General features: G+C 38.2%; 20 protein-coding genes, 1 tRNA gene and 1 pseudogene. 11 read left to right on the top strand and 11 right to left on the bottom strand.

Going from position 1 to position 18,503, the window contains the following annotated elements; translation table 11 throughout:
• Positions 1-71 precede the first annotated feature (71 nt).
• Entirely contained in the window at positions 72-500 is a 429-nt protein-coding gene (locus J4Q03_RS07245; protein WP_111956070.1) for a cold-shock protein, read from the bottom strand.
• A 688-nt stretch (positions 501-1,188) separates the two neighbouring features.
• Here J4Q03_RS07245 and J4Q03_RS07240 point away from each other — a divergent pair.
• The 3 genes from J4Q03_RS07240 (at position 1,189) to J4Q03_RS07230 (ending at position 3,406) form a co-directional block, all read left to right on the top strand.
• Positions 1,189-1,572 carry a DoxX family protein gene (locus J4Q03_RS07240; RefSeq protein ID WP_426047526.1) on the top strand — a complete coding sequence of 128 codons (384 nt, stop codon included), beginning with the start codon at positions 1,189-1,191 and terminating at the stop codon, positions 1,570-1,572.
• An 81-nt stretch (positions 1,573-1,653) separates the two neighbouring features.
• Positions 1,654-2,724, top strand: a complete 1,071-nt coding sequence (locus tag J4Q03_RS07235) for a sensor histidine kinase (protein ID WP_426047525.1) — start codon at positions 1,654-1,656, stop codon at positions 2,722-2,724.
• The gene (locus J4Q03_RS07230; RefSeq protein ID WP_426047524.1) at positions 2,705-3,406 is read left to right on the top strand and encodes a LytR/AlgR family response regulator transcription factor; all 702 of its coding nucleotides are present in this window, start codon (positions 2,705-2,707) and stop codon (positions 3,404-3,406) included. Before J4Q03_RS07235 ends, J4Q03_RS07230 begins: the two co-directional genes overlap by 20 nt.
• Before the next feature lie 277 nt (positions 3,407-3,683).
• Here the strand turns inward: J4Q03_RS07230 and lgt are convergent, their stop codons facing one another.
• The 3 genes from lgt to J4Q03_RS07215 all read right to left on the bottom strand — a co-directional run bounded on the left by lgt (position 3,684) and on the right by J4Q03_RS07215 (position 6,140).
• Positions 3,684-4,517 carry a prolipoprotein diacylglyceryl transferase gene (gene lgt, locus J4Q03_RS07225; RefSeq protein ID WP_426047523.1) on the bottom strand — a complete coding sequence of 278 codons (834 nt, stop codon included), beginning with the start codon at positions 4,515-4,517 and terminating at the stop codon, positions 3,684-3,686.
• Between the two features lie 215 nt (positions 4,518-4,732).
• Positions 4,733-4,927 carry a cold-shock protein gene (locus J4Q03_RS07220; protein WP_034741125.1) on the bottom strand — a complete coding sequence of 65 codons (195 nt, stop codon included), beginning with the start codon at positions 4,925-4,927 and terminating at the stop codon, positions 4,733-4,735.
• An 88-nt stretch (positions 4,928-5,015) separates the two neighbouring features.
• A complete protein-coding gene (locus J4Q03_RS07215; protein ID WP_426047701.1) occupies positions 5,016-6,140 on the bottom strand; it encodes a DEAD/DEAH box helicase in 1,125 nt (374 codons plus the stop codon).
• A 520-nt stretch (positions 6,141-6,660) separates the two neighbouring features.
• Here J4Q03_RS07215 and J4Q03_RS07210 point away from each other — a divergent pair.
• Positions 6,661-7,608 (top strand): beta-1,6-N-acetylglucosaminyltransferase, encoded by a 948-nt coding sequence (locus tag J4Q03_RS07210; RefSeq protein ID WP_426047522.1) that lies wholly within the window; start codon positions 6,661-6,663, stop codon positions 7,606-7,608.
• A gap of 30 nt (positions 7,609-7,638) precedes the next feature.
• Here J4Q03_RS07210 and J4Q03_RS07205 read toward each other — a convergent pair whose 3' ends face one another.
• Entirely contained in the window at positions 7,639-8,466 is an 828-nt protein-coding gene (locus J4Q03_RS07205; protein ID WP_426047521.1) for an anti-sigma factor, read from the bottom strand.
• A 1-nt stretch (position 8,467) separates the two neighbouring features.
• A complete protein-coding gene (locus J4Q03_RS07200) occupies positions 8,468-8,944 on the bottom strand; it encodes an RNA polymerase sigma factor (protein ID WP_426047520.1) in 477 nt (158 codons plus the stop codon).
• Positions 8,945-9,339: 395 nt separating this feature from the next.
• On the opposite strand from J4Q03_RS07200, the gene J4Q03_RS07195 reads away from it, so the two are divergent.
• The 4 genes from J4Q03_RS07195 to J4Q03_RS07180 all read left to right on the top strand — a co-directional run bounded on the left by J4Q03_RS07195 (position 9,340) and on the right by J4Q03_RS07180 (position 13,047).
• The gene (locus tag J4Q03_RS07195) at positions 9,340-9,909 is read left to right on the top strand and encodes a fasciclin domain-containing protein (protein WP_426047519.1); all 570 of its coding nucleotides are present in this window, start codon (positions 9,340-9,342) and stop codon (positions 9,907-9,909) included.
• Positions 9,910-9,990: 81 nt separating this feature from the next.
• The gene (locus tag J4Q03_RS07190; RefSeq protein ID WP_426047518.1) at positions 9,991-10,701 is read left to right on the top strand and encodes a ferritin-like domain-containing protein; all 711 of its coding nucleotides are present in this window, start codon (positions 9,991-9,993) and stop codon (positions 10,699-10,701) included.
• Positions 10,702-10,726: 25 nt separating this feature from the next.
• Complete coding sequence (locus J4Q03_RS07185; RefSeq protein WP_426047517.1) at positions 10,727-11,542, top strand: ferritin-like domain-containing protein; 816 nt, start codon at positions 10,727-10,729, stop codon at positions 11,540-11,542.
• Positions 11,543-11,883: 341 nt separating this feature from the next.
• Positions 11,884-13,047 carry a hypothetical protein gene (locus J4Q03_RS07180; protein WP_426047516.1) on the top strand — a complete coding sequence of 388 codons (1,164 nt, stop codon included), beginning with the start codon at positions 11,884-11,886 and terminating at the stop codon, positions 13,045-13,047.
• 68 nt (positions 13,048-13,115) lie between these two features.
• Here the strand turns inward: J4Q03_RS07180 and J4Q03_RS07175 are convergent.
• Positions 13,116-13,195 (bottom strand) — tRNA-Leu (locus J4Q03_RS07175).
• A gap of 67 nt (positions 13,196-13,262) precedes the next feature.
• Positions 13,263-14,030 (bottom strand): MBL fold metallo-hydrolase, encoded by a 768-nt coding sequence (locus J4Q03_RS07170; protein WP_426047515.1) that lies wholly within the window; start codon positions 14,028-14,030, stop codon positions 13,263-13,265.
• 54 nt (positions 14,031-14,084) lie between these two features.
• Here J4Q03_RS07170 and J4Q03_RS07165 point away from each other — a divergent pair, with 54 nt between their 5' ends.
• Entirely contained in the window at positions 14,085-15,512 is a 1,428-nt protein-coding gene (locus tag J4Q03_RS07165; RefSeq protein ID WP_426047514.1) for a TonB-dependent receptor, read from the top strand.
• Between the two features lie 11 nt (positions 15,513-15,523).
• The gene (locus J4Q03_RS07160; protein ID WP_426047513.1) at positions 15,524-15,973 is read left to right on the top strand and encodes a GAF domain-containing protein; all 450 of its coding nucleotides are present in this window, start codon (positions 15,524-15,526) and stop codon (positions 15,971-15,973) included.
• Positions 15,974-16,151: 178 nt separating this feature from the next.
• On the opposite strand, the gene J4Q03_RS07155 is transcribed toward J4Q03_RS07160, so the two are convergent.
• Positions 16,152-17,174 (bottom strand): IS4 family transposase, encoded by a 1,023-nt coding sequence (locus J4Q03_RS07155; protein WP_426047512.1) that lies wholly within the window; start codon positions 17,172-17,174, stop codon positions 16,152-16,154.
• A gap of 16 nt (positions 17,175-17,190) precedes the next feature.
• Between J4Q03_RS07155 and J4Q03_RS07150 the strand changes: the two genes are divergently transcribed.
• Complete coding sequence (locus tag J4Q03_RS07150) at positions 17,191-17,436, top strand: hypothetical protein (RefSeq protein ID WP_426047705.1); 246 nt, start codon at positions 17,191-17,193, stop codon at positions 17,434-17,436.
• Here the strand turns inward: J4Q03_RS07150 and J4Q03_RS07145 are convergent.
• A pseudogene (locus J4Q03_RS07145) lies at positions 17,437-17,541 on the bottom strand (hypothetical protein); the annotation flags it as partial.
• A 209-nt stretch (positions 17,542-17,750) separates the two neighbouring features.
• Positions 17,751-18,488 (bottom strand): ABC transporter substrate-binding protein, encoded by a 738-nt coding sequence (locus J4Q03_RS07140; protein WP_426047511.1) that lies wholly within the window; start codon positions 18,486-18,488, stop codon positions 17,751-17,753.
• Positions 18,489-18,503 lie beyond the last annotated feature (15 nt).

The following is an 18,503-nucleotide window of genomic DNA, read 5'->3' as shown; positions in this document are numbered from 1 at the left end:
TAAAAGCCGCTCTGGAGAGCGGCTTTCTTTATTTTCTTACAAAATCTGCTGTTGTACAACAGATCTGTTGTTTACTTAACCAATTCGATATTAACAGCAGAGAATCCTTTTGGAGATTTTTCTTTCTCGAAAGATACTTTGTTCCCCTTTTTTACAGGATGTGCACAGCTGTTGTTGTGAAAGAAAACATTTTCTTTGCTGTTGTCTTCAGTAATAAAGCCATAGCCTTTCTCACTGTGGAAAGTGATGATTCCTGTCTTTCTGATTTCTTCTGCCATAATAGGAGCAGCACCAAGCTGGATCTCATCAATGTTTACTTCCTGTCTTTCTCTGTCTTCAGGAGGTGTAGAGGTAAGTCTTCCGAATTCATCTACATACATGAAAACATCTTCTGCACCTTTGTTGTTATTCGTTTTACGATCTTCGCGTCTCAGCGCTTTTTCTTTTTGCTTTTGAATTTTTTTCTTGAAATTTTCTTTTTTAGAAAAAGAGTCTGCCATAAATTATTCTAGTATTTAATTTTATATTGTATTTGTTTACCTGATCTGCCAAGTCTTATAAAGCTGCAGTCGTCCGTCTGTTCTTCTTTATGAAACGAAACGTCGAAAGCAGTTTGTTTTTAGGCGTTCATCAGTAAAAGAAGTGATTTTTTAAAAAATGAGGCATCTGAAAAGCGGGAACTGAAAAGAAAGAATTTCTATACTGTAACAGAGGGCAAAGGCAGCGGCCTATTAATTAATATACAAATATACGACAATTAAACGAATAAACCTATTTTAAATCATTGATTATCAAAAATGTATTTTCTTCTTTATAAAGAAGTATTTATTCATCAATTTAAACATCAATAAAAAATCCCCAGCACGCTGAGGATTGTGGAAAATAATATATTATAAAAATGAAGTGGTGTATAATACGACTCATAGATCAGCAAATGCTGTGCCTAAAAATCACATATTTTGGATTTTTTTTACGCAGAAGCTGAATTTTAGAGGCATTGTAAGTTATATCACGTTGGTATGTAATGGGATATATCTTTTATATAGGTAGAATTTTTTTTGATTATTAGGTATTGCAATAGATGTAGGGAATTTGAAAATCATTACCACATTTAATCTTTATATACACTTTTAAGCTGTTGATACCTTATACTCACTGTTCTTTTTGGTGATTTTTTAATTTAGATCCATGAAAAAGAACTTCTATCTCCGTGCAGCCCTGTCTGTTATTTTACTGATGCACAGTGTCGTATCTATTTTCAGTGGCGATGTCAATAATTTTGGACGTCTTTACCTCGATACCATAGGGTTTAGTCCTTTTGGGCTCTATCTGGCCTGGGCTGTGAAACTGATTCATCTTTTCTCGGTATTTCTGATCTGGTCGGACCGGTTTGTAAAGGCCGTATCTATCTGTAATATGATCATCCTGATTTTCGGGGTTTATTTTGTCCATTGGCAAAATGGATGGTATGTTGTAGGTGGCGGAACCAATGGAATTGAATTCAATATTCTTTTAATCTGCTGTTTTTTACAGATTATTTTCACCGGGCAGGAAGAAAGCTGCAGTTCATAGACCATTGCTGTTCATCAAATGCTTAAATTTTTATTTTCCGTTGAAAGATGGTATTTTGCATAGTAAATCGTATTACACTTAATGCCAGGCAGAAAATCAAAATTATATGTCCATCTGCTTTTTTGGATATTGTACTATATTCTGGAAGTTTATCTGGACTTTTACTGGTCAAGGTATCAGTTTCCTGATGCAGAATGGCAGGTGAGGCTTCAGAATACTGTTATCCTGGAACTTGGGTATCTTCTGGTTAAGATTCCGTTGGCTTATGCCCTTCTGTATGTCTACGAAAGAACCGATATCAGAAGATTTCTTGCCTGTATCCTCTCTGTTATTATTTTTATTGCGGCGGTCCTTGCTCACAGATTTTTTACCCACTATATCATTTATCCCCATATTTATGGAGTTGTTGAAACATTGGACGGAAAACAGCCTTCAGGATTTATGAACGGGCTTGTGGCTTTTAATTCTTTTATGGATCTGATCTTTATGGCGGGCCTTATCTTTGGTGTTGAGATTACCAGGCAGAAAAACCTGCTGAAAGAGCAGATCTCAAAGCTGAAATCAGAAAAGCTGGATCAGGAGCTTACCATGCTCAAAGCACAGATCAATCCCCATTTTTTGTTCAATACGCTGAATAATATTTACGGAATGGCTCTAAAAAAAGCCGACGAAACACCTGATGTGATCTTACAGCTTTCCAAAGTAATGCGCTATAATATTTATGAAGCAGCCGAACGGTATATCTCCATAGATAAAGATGTAGAAAACATCAAAGATTTCCTTCAGATCCAGAAGATCCGGCATCATGACCTTGTGATCCGTTTAAATGAGAATATAGATAATCCTTCTCAGGAAATATCCCCGCTTATTTTGATTCAGTTTGTTGAAAATGCTTTTAAACATGGTGTTTCTGAAACCTTTGGACAAAGCTTTATTCATATCGACATTCAGCTAAATAACGGTGTTCTTCATTACCACATTGAAAATTCCAAAGAAGAAAAACCCCATGGAAATTCTACAAAAATAGGACTGAAAAATATCCGCAGACAGCTTGAACTGCTTTATCCAAAGCATATCCTCACCGTTGAAACTACCAATGAACGGTATATTGTAACCTTAATTATTGATCTGAATGACACATTCCGCTTCTAAAAAATACAGCTGCATTATCGTAGAGGATGAACCGATTGCCGCAGAGATCCTGGAAAATTTCGTTTCAAAGGATGAAGATCTTTATCTGGTGGCCAAATGTTCCGATGCTGTTTATGCCGGAAGTCTTTTAAACAGGCATAATATTGATCTGATGTTTCTGGACCTTCATCTTCCCGTTGTAAAAGGCTTTGATTTTCTGAAAAAATTGAAAAATCCACCTCTTGTTATCGTGACTACCGCTTATCACCAATACGCCGTAGAAGGCTATGAGCTTGATATTGTAGATTATCTGATGAAGCCTATTCCCTATGAAAGGTTTACCAAAGCTCTTGAAAAATTTAAATATCTGATGAATGCAGAGGAAGCCTTATTGGAGGCAGCGGACCGTGAACATATTTTTATCAGCAGTGGAAAAAAGCAGATTAAAATTGTTCTTTATGACATCTTTTTTATTGAAAGCTTACGGGAATATATTCACATTCACACCAAAGCAGGAACGATCACAGTGAAAATGCCGATCAGCAGGATAGAGGAAAGTCTGGATCCTAAAATATTTGTGAGGATTCACAAATCTTACATTATTTCGAAACCTAAAATTGAAGTACGTTCTGCCAGCATGATCCAGGTGATGGGTAAGAAGCTTCCGATCGGCAGGACTTATAAGCCTTCCATTGGGTTGTAAGCCGTCATAGACCACAAGCTTTATTTGATAGCTGTTTCTTTTATTCTTCTTCAGTTTTGACCAACTTTGAACTGTGAAACAAATCGCAGGAACTTATAGTGGTAAATAAAGGTTTTAAAAAAGAATGACCGATTACAGTAATTAGAATATATGTGGATGTTAGTATTCTGAGGAATACGGATTGGCTTAATCATCTTAAGCCAATTTTTTTGATATAATCCGAAAAAAACTCCGGTACCAAGATGGTGATACCGGAGTTTTCTATTTATTTCCAGGATTATGAAACTTTTATTTCTTTTTTGTCCCGGATACTTTTAATGATAAAGAACAGTCCTAAAAACAGAAACGGAATGCTTAAGATCTGTCCCATATTCAGGCTCATTCCCTTTTCAAAATCGACTTGTTCCACTTTTATAAATTCCACAAAGAACCTCACAATGAAGATCAATAGAGTAGTGATGCCGAAGTAAAAGCCTTTTCCAACCTTAAAAATGTTTTTGGTATAAATAAAATACACCGTAAGGAAGATTATTAGGTAGCAGATCGCCTCATACAGCTGGGCAGGATGTCTCGGAATATTGTCTATCTGCCTGAATATAAATGCCCATGGCGCATTAGAAGGTGTTCCTATAATTTCAGAATTCATGAGATTGCCCAACCTGATAAATGCTCCCGCCAGAGGCGTGGCAATAGCAATTACATCCAGAACAGTCATAAACTTAATGGAAAACTTTCTGGCATACACCAGAAGCATAATAATAAGTCCGATTCCGCCGCCGTGGCTTGCCAGCCCTGCGTATCCTGAAAAATGATACGCTCCGTCAGTCCCTTTTTGGATGGGCAGGAATATTTCAACAGGATGTTGTGAATAATAATCGAAATCGTAAAAAAGGCAGTGCCCCAATCTTGCCCCAACTAAAATCCCTATGAAAGCATAAGAAAAAAGGGCTTCATGAGCCTGCTGGCTTAGGTTTTCTTTTTTATAAATGGTCTTTAGGATCGAATAGCACAGAACGAGCCCGGCCAAAAACAGCATGCCATAATATTTGAGGGGAAATCCGGCAATATTGAAAATTTCGGGATTTACATCCCAGTTAATGTATAAATTCATTGATGATGGTTGTAGAATTATTTTTCAGGGGACAAATATAGCAGGATATAGCCATTTTTAAGGAACATAAACCAAACTTTAGAATGTTTTGGGGGAATATATCATGTTTATACTGATACAAAAAACCTCTCACATCAAGTAAGAGGTTTTGAACGGACATCAAATGAAAGGTATTGCTACCTATCAGTCAATGTTCGTTTAAACGTATATTCAAATTATGCTAACTTAACGTTAACTGCATTTAAACCTTTGTCGCTTTTTTGTACTTCGAAAACTACTTTATCGTTTTCACGGATAGATCTTGTATCTAATCCTGAAGAGTGTACAAAAATGTCTTTACCTCCGTCTGCTGGAGAAATAAATCCGAAGCCTTTTGCTTCATTGAAAAATTTTACGGTGCCTTCTTGCATTGTAATAGTATTAAAAATTGTTGTATTGAATTATTTTGAGGATCTTTCTTAAATTTCTTAGAGAACAATCCATCTATTTTATTGTGATTTAATTTATATATTGAAATTTTTCCACTGGCATGATAAATCCTATCAGCTTCTGGATGTTGGTTAAGTCAGAACGTTCCCCTTCGTCACAGAAAGAAACAGCGGTTCCCTGGATTCCTGCTCTTCCGGTTTTTCCGATGCGGTTAACATAAATTTCCGGAACATCGGGAAGTTCATAGTTAACTACATAAGGAAGCTCCTCAATATCAATTCCTCTGGCAGCAATATCAGTGGCGACCAGAACACGGATTTTACTGTTTCTGAAATCTTCCACAGCCTGCTGTCTTGCCATTTGAGATTTGTTTCCATGAATGGCTGCTGCAAAAATACCTGTACGTTCCAACTGTTTCACCAATTTGTCGGCACCTTGTTTGGTACGTGTAAAAACGAGTGAGCGTAATATAGATACATCCTGCAGTATATTGATAAGCAGATCAGTTTTCTTAGTTTTTTCAACGAAGTAAACGGACTGGTTAATGGTATGCGTTGATGATGGAGCCGGATTTACTGTAATTTCTACAGGGTTCTTCAGCATGGCGTCGGCGAATTTCTGGACGTCCGGTGGCAGGGTAGCAGAAAATAATAAGGTCTGTCTTTTTTGTGAAACCAGCTTCAGGATCTTTTTTACATCTTCTGCAAATCCCATATCAAGCATTCTGTCAGCTTCATCCAGGACCAGTATTTCTATTTTAGAGAGATCAATATATCTTTGGCTTACCAGATCCAGTAGTCTTTCCGGGGTTGCAATAAGGATATCCACTCTTTTTCTCAGTGCAGCCAGCTGGCTTCCTGATAATACACCTCCAAAGATGGAAAGCTGTGACAGTGGTAAATATTTGCTGTAAACTTTAAAACTTTCTTCCAGCTGCAGGACCAATTCCCGGGTTGGAGTTAATATTAAAGTCCGTATTTCTTTATGATCTGGTGTATTTCTTTTTAATAACTGGAGAATAGGCATGGCAAATGCTGCCGTTTTTCCAGTGCCGGATTGGGCATAGCCTATAATATCCCTTCCCGCTAAAATATGCGGAACAGCAGTGTACTGTATCTCTGTAGGTTTGGAATATCCGGCTTCTGTAACGGCCCGGACTATAGGATTTATTAAATTTAAATTTCTAAAACTCATCATATTCTACCGGAACATCCGGTTCTGAGTGGCCAAATCGGTTAAGATCTGAATTGTTGTCTTGTATCAAAATAATGAATGTCAGTTGTGATAAGCATTATCTTTAATTATTATTTTACTTTGCACTAACTTTGACAATAAATTCAGTTGGGAATATATTTACAGAGTTTTGCAATATCATATCGTTCTCATTCTCAGGGACAGGATTTTATAAATCCATGCTGCTCTGAGCTTTATAACTACTTTAACCTGAAAACCGGGGAAGCAGTATTAAAAATTATTTTAAAAATAAGTTTTAATTGGGCAGCTGAAAAAGCAAACTGAAAGAGAAAAAATGAAGATTTTAAACTGTTACAGAATAGCAAAAGGCAGTGGCCTGTTTTTATAAATGCATTGCAAAAATACAATAAATAAACTGAATAATGGTTGGTTTAAATAATTGATTATCAAAAATTTATTCGTAGCTTTCGCACGTTAACTGAATTGTTTGCCCCAGCGGATGATTTTTAAATCCGTACTTATGCAGACTTCTGTTCCTACAACCAGCCCCCAGCCCCAAACCTTAGAGTCTAATTCAAGCCAGCATGTAAGAATTGCGTACTTCATTATGGTTCATCATAAGCCAGAAGTATTCAAAGCGATGTTTCAGAAGATCTATACGAGAGATCAGTTTTATCTTATTCATATCGACCGTAAAGCGAAGGAAGAGTTTACTGATGAGATTCAGATGTTTCTCACCAAGTTTCCCAACGTCTATATCCTGGAAAGCATCAATATTGTTTCCGGAGGATTCAGTATGATCCAGATCGAGCTTGATGCCATGGAATTTCTTCTTAATGTCAGCCAGGAATGGGATTATTTTGTTAATCTGAGCGGTGAAGATTATCCTTTGAAATCACAGAATATCATCCGGAAATTTCTTACAGCCAACAACGGAAGGAATTATCTTTTTTATTACGATCAGAAATTTTACCGTCCGGATACTCTTAAGAGAATACAGAATCATTTCACGGAACTGTCCTATAAGATCTCGTCCCTTATATATAAAAGAGAATTTATGAAAGGAGTTACGCCCTACATCGGGGGGAAATGGGTTATTTTTACCAGAGATACCTGCGCTTTTCTCTCCAATAATAAAAGAGTGATGAATTTCGAGGATTATTATCTCCATACATTTCTGCCTGCAGAATCATTTTTCCAGACTGTTCTCATGAATACTTCTTTTACTGATCTTATTGTAAATGATGATAAGAGGGCTGTCATCGAAAAGACGGTATTCGGCAAGAAGCAGACATCAGGTGAGCTTATTGTTTTTCTGAAAGCTACCAATCACCTTTTCATTAGGAAAATAAATGAGAAAACAGAAGAAGAAGTTCTGAAATATATTGCAGAAAGCTACGATCTTCCTTTGCCAAGCGTAGATGAAGTAGAAAGAGAACTGAAGATCAATAAAAGGCAAGATAATTAATTTCTGTATTTATTCAGAATAATACAGGTCTTAGATTTCACCCATTACATACATATTTTCCATTGTAGGAACTGTACTGCCTCCCTGTTTTTCAAGGGTTATGGCGAAGGCCTGTGCTTTCGGAATATTGGCAAGAGCTGTTTTACTGTCTTTTTCTTCAGTGTACATTCCGGCACTTACCGGTTTTCCGTCTGCAATTGCCCAAAGCTGGTACTGCATTCCTTCCGGAGCTTTTGGTAAGCTTTCAGCATTGAGGTAGACTTCTTTTGTTTTTTTGTCCCAGAAAACCATTGCTTTGGAGTCCGTATGTTTTTCTACACCCTTCAGCATGACCATCTGTAGATCAGGATTGGAAAACATATCCATTTTCTGATTCATTTTTTGCATGGCGAGATCCTGAGCTTTTTTCTCGGTCTTCATTTTAGCAATTTCCTCTTTCGTTTTAGACTGATCGTTCAACCAGAAAAGATTTCCGGCAGCACTAACCAGAAATAATACAGAAGCGGCAACCGCATAGGTTTTCCAGCTGCCTGTACTTTGAGGCTTAGTGTCCTGTTGAAGTTTAATATCCTGCTGAGGTTTCGCAGCGGGAATATCCCTAATAACCGCAGGCTGTACTTCTTCAGTAGTCTGTTCCTGCTGGATCTTATTCCAGATCTTAGATTTTAAACCGGCTGGCGGTGCCACGGCCTGGCTTGTCGCCAAATCTTCCAAAGTTTTTTGCGCTTCTTCAAAAGCCGCTTTTACTTCAGCATTGTTTTTCATCACACACTCCAAAATCCCTGCCTCCTCAGGAGAAGCAAGACCTAGAATATAAGATTCTATAATTCCGGATGATATGTATTCTTTAGTGTTCAATTTATTGATAATCTTTTAGCAAATCCTTTAATTTCATCAGCGCGTTCCGCATTTTGGTTTTCACCGTTCCAAGGGGTATCTTTAGCTTTTCCGATATTTCGTTCTGCGTGTAGCCCTGGTAGTATGCTAAGTCGATAAGTTCCTGCTTATCAACTTCCAGACCTTTCAGTACATTATTAAACCCAATAAAATCGGATGAATTATTAGTCGTTGAAAGTTCTGCAGAGTTATATACGAAATCCGGAAGCGGCTGGTTTTTAAGTTCATTCTGAAAACCTTTCGATTTTAAATAATCTATAGCCGTGTTTCTTGCAATATTAATCATCCACGTATAAAATCTTCCTTTTGACGGATCATACTGATGAACAGCATTCCAGATCTTAACAAAAACATCCTGGATGATTTCTTCAGTATATTCTTTTGACTGAACGATCCGGAGAACCACACCATACAGGGCTCCTGCATAATGATCGTACAAATAATGAAAGCCCGATTCGTTTTTTTCTTTCAGTAAAACGATAAGCTCTTCTTCCGAATAGGTTGTTTTAATAGTGTATGATTTTCATTCCAAATGTAATAAAATAAAATATACTACAGACAACATCCGGAAAATCTTTTAAATCGTAAATGTTTTTAAATAATTTATTTAAAATGATCAAATATGAAAAGTATATCGTGAAAACAACTCTTACCCTTTTTAAAAGTTGTCGCATGAATTTCATATGTCTTGATTTTATTCTGGATGCTAAAAGAAAATGACAGATTTTAAAATTTTTAATAAAAAATCAATTTTTTTAAATCCAAAATAAAAACTACCTCGTAAATGACTCTAAGAACACAATTCAAATAGATACTAACTAAAAAAACAACAAAATGAACACAAACTCAAAAATCGCAGTTTTAGGAATGATCGCTTTATCATTCGTATTCAGTGGGAAGGTAACTGCACAGATGATGAAAGAAAAAACAGTAATGGTGGGCGGAGCGCTTATGTATCCATCTAAAAATATTATTGAAAATGCGCTCAATTCTAAAGACCATAAGACTTTGGTTGCCGCAGTAAAAGCAGCGGGTCTTGTGGAAACTTTGCAGGGAGCAGGACCTTTTACGGTGCTTGCCCCTACGGATGCGGCCTTTGCGAAACTTCCGAAAGGAACGGTGGAAACTCTGGTAAAGCCTGAAAACAAAGAGATGCTTACCAAGATTTTAACCTATCACGTGCTGGCCGGAAAATACAGTGCTAAAGACATCTGGGCCGCAGTGAAATCCGGAAAAGGTAAAAGTATGATGAAAACTGTGGAAGGGGAAGAGCTGACCTTCTGGACAAAAGGAAAAGATCTGTATGTACAGGATGCTAAAGGAAATAGTGCAAAAGTGACGATAGCTGATGTGAACCAGTCAAATGGTGTGATCCATGTGATTGATACGGTGTTGATGCCGTAATGTTTTAGTTTTCAAACAGCATAATTTTTTATGCTGTTTTTTTCTCTTTAAGAATCATAAAACACTTAAACCTATAATATTATGAAAAAAACGATTAATGTTTCTAACCAGGGGGCAACTCTGGATACAGGCAGAAGAAATTTTTTAAAACTGGGCGGTATAGGACTGGCAATGGCAGGACTTACGCTGATTGGTTGTGATGACGATGATTTTGAATTCCCAGGCAACGGTCAGGTTTTTGACCTTGGTGCCGGAGATGTCGGAGTTTTGAATTATGCGTATGCATTGGAGCAGCTGGAGGCTGATTTTTATACGAAAGTGGTCAATAACTTTTACTCGGGAATTTCAAGTGTTGAAAAAGAAATCTTCACAGATCTTTATCACCATGAGGTTATCCACCGTGATTTTTTCAAAGCGGCTATAACCGGTGCGACAACGAATGTTTTACCCAAACTTGAATTTCAGTACCCCAATGTGAATTTCAACGACAGAAATTCTGTTCTGGCAACAGCGAAAGCTCTGGAAGATACCGGAGTAGCAGCATATAACGGTGCCGGTAAATACATTACCAATCCGGCTTATTTAGTGATTGCCGGGAAAATAGTTTCTGTGGAAGCAAGGCACGCTTCAGCGATCAGGAATATTATTAATCCCGGATCTACAGATTTTTCAGGTGATGATGTCATAGATGCCAATGGGCTGGATCTTGCCAAGGAGCCTAAAGATATTGTCATGGCAGCGGGAGGTTTTATAAAAACACCTTTCACATGGAAAGAAAGAGGAATCAGCTAATTATTCATTTTCAAAATCTACAATTATGAACATTCTTAAATTACTAGATAAGCTTTCTAATGATAATTTTTTTACGAAGGAAGCTACAAGATTAGAAACGATTACCAATATTTCAACATTGGGTAAAAAAGCAGCGGTAGCCTCTATTCCTCTGGGATTGGGAGCCGTAATGGCCACTCCTGCCAAAGCAGAAACTTTAGATAGGACAGCATCTGCAACTTTTTTTAAAAGTGCTTTGACGGATGCCTTACAGCTGGCATTAGTCCTTGAATATCTGGAAAATGAATATTATGCAATGGGGCTGGCCGCACCCGGATTAATTCCCAATGCAGACCGTCCCGTTTTCATGCAGATCTCAAAACATGAATCGGCTCATGTTATATTCCTGAAAAGTACATTAACTTCCCTGGGAGAGACTCCGGGGCCTAAACCCACTTTTGATTTTACAGCAGGAGGAGCTTTTATGCCTTTTACAGATTATAATCAATTCCTTGTTTTGGCGCAGGCTTTTGAAGATACAGGAGTTCGTGCTTATAAGGGACAGGCCGGAAATGTAATGGCTAATAAGGCTGTTTTACAGGCTGCGTTACAGATACACTCGGTGGAAGCCAGACACGCTTCGCAGGTGAGAAGAATGAGAGCCAATAAAGGCTGGATAGAGCTGGCCGACGGAGGAAATATGCCTGCTGCTACCCATGCTGTTTATGCCGGAGAAGAAAATGTGAATCAGGCCGGGTTCAATACCGGTACTGCTTTTGGAGCAGCTGCAGGATCTGCGGCTTATGATGAAATTTTAACAGGAAGTGAGGCTCAGGCAATTGCAGGTCTGTTTATTGTCTGAGGTAATTTTTATTATTTAGGTGTGAATCCTATCCTTAGAAGTTTTCTTAAGGGTAGGATTTTTTGATTATTTAATCTTGATGTGTAGGAAATATTACCCAAAAGTGTAATTGACTTATTTTGTTTTTATCACCAGTTTTACTCTGGAATTAATAAGTGATAAAACAGTGAACCAGGGCATTGTGTCCGGAAACCCTACTGTGGAAATCTGAGTTTGTACGTAATTACTGCTAATAAAAACAAAATTATCATGAAAACACTACATTTAAAAAATTTGAAGACTGTTGTGAGTTTTTCCTGCTCGTTCTGTTTACCAGTCTCTATTCGCAACCTCCGGCTCCTGTGGGCCGTATTTATGATCAGGCACATCAGCAGAGCTTTGTTTTGTATAGTGACGGGATGATGGTGCAGGATGGCAATCCCATGAATAGAGGAATGGCGTACCGTGATCCGTCCGGAATGATGTATTTAAGGCTGCCGGCTGCCAATCCGCACCAAAAAGCTTTTTTCCTGGATTACAACAGGAACGTTATTGAGATTGATTATATTCAGGGAGCGCGGATCATTGGATATTCAGACATTCAGCCACCACCAAATCCGATGGTTACGTATGTTCCGCCGGTATACAATCCTAATGTAGGTATTCAGACAGCGAACGGTTTTCAGCCTCTACCGGATCAGATTATAGACCTCAACAAACCGTATGGTGACCTGATGATCACAAACGAGCAGGCCGCTAAAAGCTGCTACGACCGGTCAGTGGGTTTTAATGGTGCACTGGACAGACAAAAGTTTGGCGACTGCATGATCGAAAATATGGCTGGAAAAAAAGAGAATGAAATTTATAACTGTGTTAAAAATGCTTCAACATCGGAAGAACAGTCTTTATGCCTGGTCGGAACTATGGGAGGTACTAATGAAAGAAGGATATCTGCATCTCTGCTAAAATGTTATAAGCAGTATGGAAATGACTATAGTAAATATCCGTTATGTCTGGCAGGTGAATCTTCGGATCCTGAGCTTCAGAAACTTCTTTCCTGTGTGCAGCAACAGGGCAGTTTTGGACAGGTAAACTTTATGAATACAGCCATGTGCTATGGAGCAAGCAAGCTGAATATGAATACAGAATCTCAGATTGTAGTGCAGTGTGCTGTAACGTCAGGCGGACAGCCTTATGTTTTTGCCGGTTGTGCCGGTGGACAGCTGATGTCCCGGGAACTGGATAAATGCCTTACCATTGGTGTGGGAGGTGACTCCGGTTGCTTTGGGAAAAATAATGACATTGTAAAAGGTTTGAATAAAATCGGTTCTGAGCTGCAGAATCAGTTTGGTCCTAATAATGACATCGTAAAAACATGGAACAATACAGTCCACGACATTCAGTATGGTCCGGGCAAAAACCATGAAGCGGTAAAGGTCTTTACCAATGTTGGAAACGAGCTGGGAAAAACAGGAAATAATATTGCAAAAGAAATAAAAAAAGTACTGCCGAAAATAAAATGGTAACTGTCGAAAGAATTTATATTAAACTTAATAAAAAACCTCTGAAATCAAAAGATTTCAGAGGTTTTGTGTACCCAGGACCGGGATCGAACCGGTACTCCTAAGAACTGGTGTTTGAGACCAGCGCGTCTACCAATTCCGCCACCTGGGCAAGTGTTAAATTGGTGTGCAAATATAGAAACTTTTTTTAATGTTCAAAAGCTTTTAAGGGAAAAATTTTAAAATTCTATCTCCAAACCATCATAGGCCAGATGCATTCCTTCCGGAAGATCCTTATCTTCAATATCATGCAGACCGAGGTGGTGGCTGATGTGTGTTAAAAATAATTTTTTAGGCTTAAGCTCCTTGAATAGGGCAATAACGTCAGGAAGAATAAAATGGGCAGGATGTGGATCGAATTTTCTGATGCAGTTTAGAACAAGAACATCGAGATTCTGCAGTTTCTCCTTTTCTGTATCCGAAATAAAATTGGCATCGGTAATATAGGCCAGGTTTTTAAATTTATAGCCAAAGACCGTAATTTCATAGTGTATCACTTCCACAGGCGTGATTTCAGTATCTAAAACCTGGAAAGGTTTTTTTTCAATTTCATGAAGATCAAAAGCCGGCGCTCCCGGATATCTTATATCAGCGAAGGCGTAAGGAAAACGGTTTTTAATCTCATGTCCAACCCGTTGATAGCAGTAAATCGGCATATTTTTTCCGCTTTTAAAGATCAGCGGACGCATATCATCAAGCCCAATCACATGGTCATTGTGTTCATGGGTAAGAAGAACAATATCTACAGTATTTTCGTGGTTGAGAAGCATCTGTTCCCTGAAATCCGGTCCGCAGTCGATCAGTATTTTTTTACTTTCCTCAGTAGTAATCATTACTGAGGAGCGGAAACGCCTGTCTTTGGGATTTTTGGAAGTACATACTTCGCATGTACAGCCTATAACGGGCACACCCTGGGAAGTACCGGTTCCTAAAAATTTCAACTTCATTTTCTTTTGAGGTTGGTTTAATTTTGGTAAATTTACGAAAAATTTCACGTCCTAATGTATCAGAAACTAACTCCTAAACAAAAAGCATTAACAATTAATCTAGATCCTACTATTTATGGTACTTTCGCAGAGATTGGAGCAGGGCAGGAGACTGTTCGTCACTTTTTTAGAGCAGGAGGGGCTTCCGGTACAATTGCTAAGGCGATGTCTGCTTACGACAAAGATTTTAGTGATGCCATTTACGGAAAAGAAGCAAAAAACAGGTATGTTACTCAAAACAGACTTCGTAAAATGCTCCGGTATGAAGTTGCGTTAATTGAAGAAAGAATTTCAAGGGAAAACAATCCCAACAGAAAATTTTTCTCTTATGCAAATACGGTAACTACCATTAATTTCGACAAAACGCTTAAAGGCCACGGATGGGTAGGAATCCGTTTCCAGACAAAGGAAAACGAGGATTACAATGAGATCGTGATTCACGTAAAATTTAAGGAAAACGATGCTACGCTACAGCAGGAAACTTTAGGAAACCTTGGAGTAAACCTTATTTTCGGAGCTTTCCATTACTACGATAATCCCAGAAATTTAATCGAATCTTTATACGATGATATAGCAAAAGACGGTCTTGAAATTGATATGATCGATTTCAGCGGTCCTGCTTTTGACTATGTTGACAACAGACTCATGTCGCTGCAGCTTGTGAAGCATGGAATGACAGATGCGGTGATTTTCAATTCCCAGGGAAGCAATATGCTGCCTGCCGATGTTTTATACAAGAAAAATATATTTGCGGTAAGAGGAAGTTTCAGACCCGTAACGAAGGTGAATATCGATATGCTTAAAAACGGTCTTGAGATGTTCCAGAAAGACGCAACCTGTACCCATGAAGAAACAGAAGTGCTTATTGAGATCACTATTTCAAACCTTAGGGCGGATGGAGATATTGATGAGAGAGATTTTATGGACAGGGTGGATATTCTCGGTAAACTGGGCTATACCGTTATTATTTCCAACTTCTCGGAATACTACAGACTAATCGATTATTTTGCATCCTATACAAGCGGGGACATCGGTGTTGCCATGGGTGTGAATAACCTTCTGATGGTATTTGATGAGAAATATTATAAAGACCTTTCGGGTGGAATTCTGGAAGCATTCGGAAAGTTCTTCAGGAACGGAATGAGGGTGTATCTTTATCCTTACAAAGATCCTGAAACTCATGAATTGCTGGATTCTTCAAATCTTAAAGTAGAAGAAAACTTAAAAGAGCTTTACAAATATTTCAAGCACAACAACCGTATTGTAGATATTACCAATCACAATCCGGAGTTCCTGGAAATTTATTCCCGAGAAATATTAAGAAAAATTGCATGCTGCATTAAAGGCTGGGAAAACCAGGTTCCTGAAGGTGTGGCAGAAATGATAAAAGAACGCGGAATGTTCGGCTATAAAGAAGAGCTTTCCTTCAAACAATTCTCCTAAAACAAAATAAAATGTCAGAAATAAAGAAAAGACTTTCTTCCATTCTTGAAAGTCCGAAACACAATACAGAAGAAAAGCTTCAGAAGGTATGCCACCTGCTGGACCAGGAAATCTCTTACTTCAACTGGACAGGATTCTACTTTAAAAACGGAGATAAGGATGAACTGAAATTAGGTCCTTATGTTGGGGCACCTACTGATCATATTATCATTCCTTACGGAAAAGGGATCTGCGGACAGGTTGCTGTTTCCAATGAAACATTCGTAGTTCCGGATGTTCACCAGGAAAGTAATTATCTAAGCTGCTCTATCGATACAAAAGCAGAGATCGTAGTTCCGATTTTCAAAGACGGTCAGAATGTGGGTCAGATCGATATCGATTCCCATACTGTAGATCCGTTTACAGCCGAGGACCGTGAACTTTTGGAATGGCTTTGTAATGAAGTATCCAAGATTTTATAATTGAAATTTGATTTCGAAATATAACATCAGCTCCGGTTTAATCGGAGCTTTTTTTGTACATTTAAATTCAATTGGTGACTGAGGCTCCCGAAGCCACCAATTGGTTCAAGAGATTGTTGAGGAATATGTTGACCACCCCGTCAAAAATTCTTTGAATTTTTGCCACCCCTCCGGAGGACTATCGTGTGGACACATCTTTAAAGATTTTGTAAGCTTTGGCTATATCTTTAAAGCATTTGAGTCCAATCCACAGGGTTGTAATACCCGGATGTCTGTTGCTTTCGTATCCTTTCCATCCTCCCAAGCGGGCAATGACCCACACGTATCTTTTAAGATCCGTCTTTGAATAATTATTTTTTTGCTTTTGGGTACTGCCTTCCAGATTTTTCATGTATTCTTCCATCAGCTGCTGCTCTTCAGGATGAAAACAGGAGTCGGGAGCAATTTCTATCTCAGGCTCAGCATAGGCAAGGCGCATTAAAAACAGCTTAATGGTAACTTCCATAATCATTAAGCTTTGTTTTCGGATCGAAGAAGCGTATTCCAGTTCTGAGGATTCAATGTCATAGCCTTCCTTTTTCAGAATTTTAAATATCTCTTCGATTCTCCAACGCCAGCTATACCATTCGATACAGCTCATGGCCATCTCCATATTATCTATGGATAGGGTAGTTAACAAACGCCAGCAGACCGCATCGCTGCCTTCATATTCAACTTCCCTGGCTTCTATAAAATATATTTTTAAGCTTTTAGGCGTATTTTCATTTATTCTTTTAGGGCTCTTTATTTCTACTTGTTTATAGCGGACTTCTACCTTGGCTGTTCTCTTTTTTCTACCATTTCTGGCATCAATAAAAACCGAATAAACAGTGGGTACCTGCTCCTTGTCGATGCTGGAAAATAATTTTGTCTCATCTGGAAGTGAACGGTCTGCCCTTGCCCTGACCAATAAATCTACACCTTCTTGTGGAATCCTGGCAAACTGCTCATAAATATCACCCTCCTGATCCTGTACAATAAGCATTCCCGGAACTTGCGCCTTCAAAACAGAGATGGTTTGCTCAGATACCTCGATCCATTTGTAGGATTCTTTTTCTTCGATAGGAAGCTCACGATAGTTTCTTTCATGTTTATTCGCAAAATTTTGCGAACGACTCCATAGCTTAACAGTAGCAAAGCCATATGGTGTACTCGGAAGCATCAAGAACAACCGACGGATGGATATAGAAACCCAGACCCAGATCCTTTTTAGAGGTGGTCGTGCCAATAAAGTGGTCTTTTTTTATTCTCCCTTTATGACTATAAAGATTAATTTCAGTAGTGTCCTGAATGCAGATCACATATTTGCCTTGACAGGCTTCAATGCAATTATAAGACATATTGCGGATCAGGTCATATTCACTGACACGATCATTCTGAAGAAAACGATAATACCCCTTGGCGGAAGCTTCGTCATCACTTAAACGACGAATCGAATGAACGCTTTTGGAAAATAAATCATCTAAAATTTTATTACCCCGTTTAAGTAAGCGTTTATCGGCTAATTCCCTGAAATTTCTTGTAATCATGCTAAATAATGATAAACGTATAAAACTAGGAATAAATTGTGTCCACACGATAGTCCGGAGGAGGGGAATTTTGATCCCTCAGACGAATATCCGCCAGTATGAATCCAAGATTTTCAAAGAACTTAAGTTGTTTTTCCATGCAGCCTTTATGACAACTTATAAAAACTTAAGTGTTTAAAAACTTTTGCTTCTTTTGTAGTTAAAAAAAATTAACGCTGCATCGTATGAATTTCAGCTAAGAATTCTTTAAAATAATCCCCGCACTTTGCGATATGTGTTCCATACCAGGAAAACGCCTCTCCATCCACGATCATGATCTTTTTGTCAGGATAAAAAGCCTTCATTTCCTCAATATGTTTTTCTTTGAAGGGGAAAGGTTCCGAAGAAAGCATAATAACATCTGCTTCAGCAAGCTCTTCCATTTGAATCTCAGGATAACGGGTCCTGTTCTTAAAAATGTTTTCAAAACCAATCTCTGATAGGATTCTGTGGATAAAAGTATCCGAACCGATGGTCATATAAGGATTTTTCCAGATGAGGTAAGCTGCTTTTACCGTTGAATCAAGTTTTGCCTGCTCTACAACCTCATAGATCTTAAGATTGAACTGCTGTGCTCTTTCTTCTTTATTGAAGAGATTTCCGAGTGTTTTAAGAAGATAATAATTGTCTTCAATAGTTTCCACATTGGTTACGATAACTTTAAAATCGTTCATCAGTGCTTCCACCTGCTCTTTGGTATTTTCCTCTTTGTTGGCCAGAATAAGATCCGGCTGCAATGCCCTGATTTTATCAATATTGATGTTTTTTGTTCCGCCGATAACCGGAACATTTTTTACTTTGTTTTCAGGGTGGATGCAGAATTTTGTCCTGCCGATAACTTCATTTTCAGTAAGACCAAGATCAAATAACGCCTCTGTGATAGATGGGACTAGTGAAACAACTTTCATATTCAGACTTTGTCT

The sequence above is a fragment of the Chryseobacterium sp. NFX27 genome (assembly GCF_049887855.1).
GTDB lineage: Bacteria > Bacteroidota > Bacteroidia > Flavobacteriales > Weeksellaceae > Chryseobacterium.
Note: the sequence above shows the minus strand (reverse complement) of the source record. Positions and strands in the feature narration are given on the sequence as shown.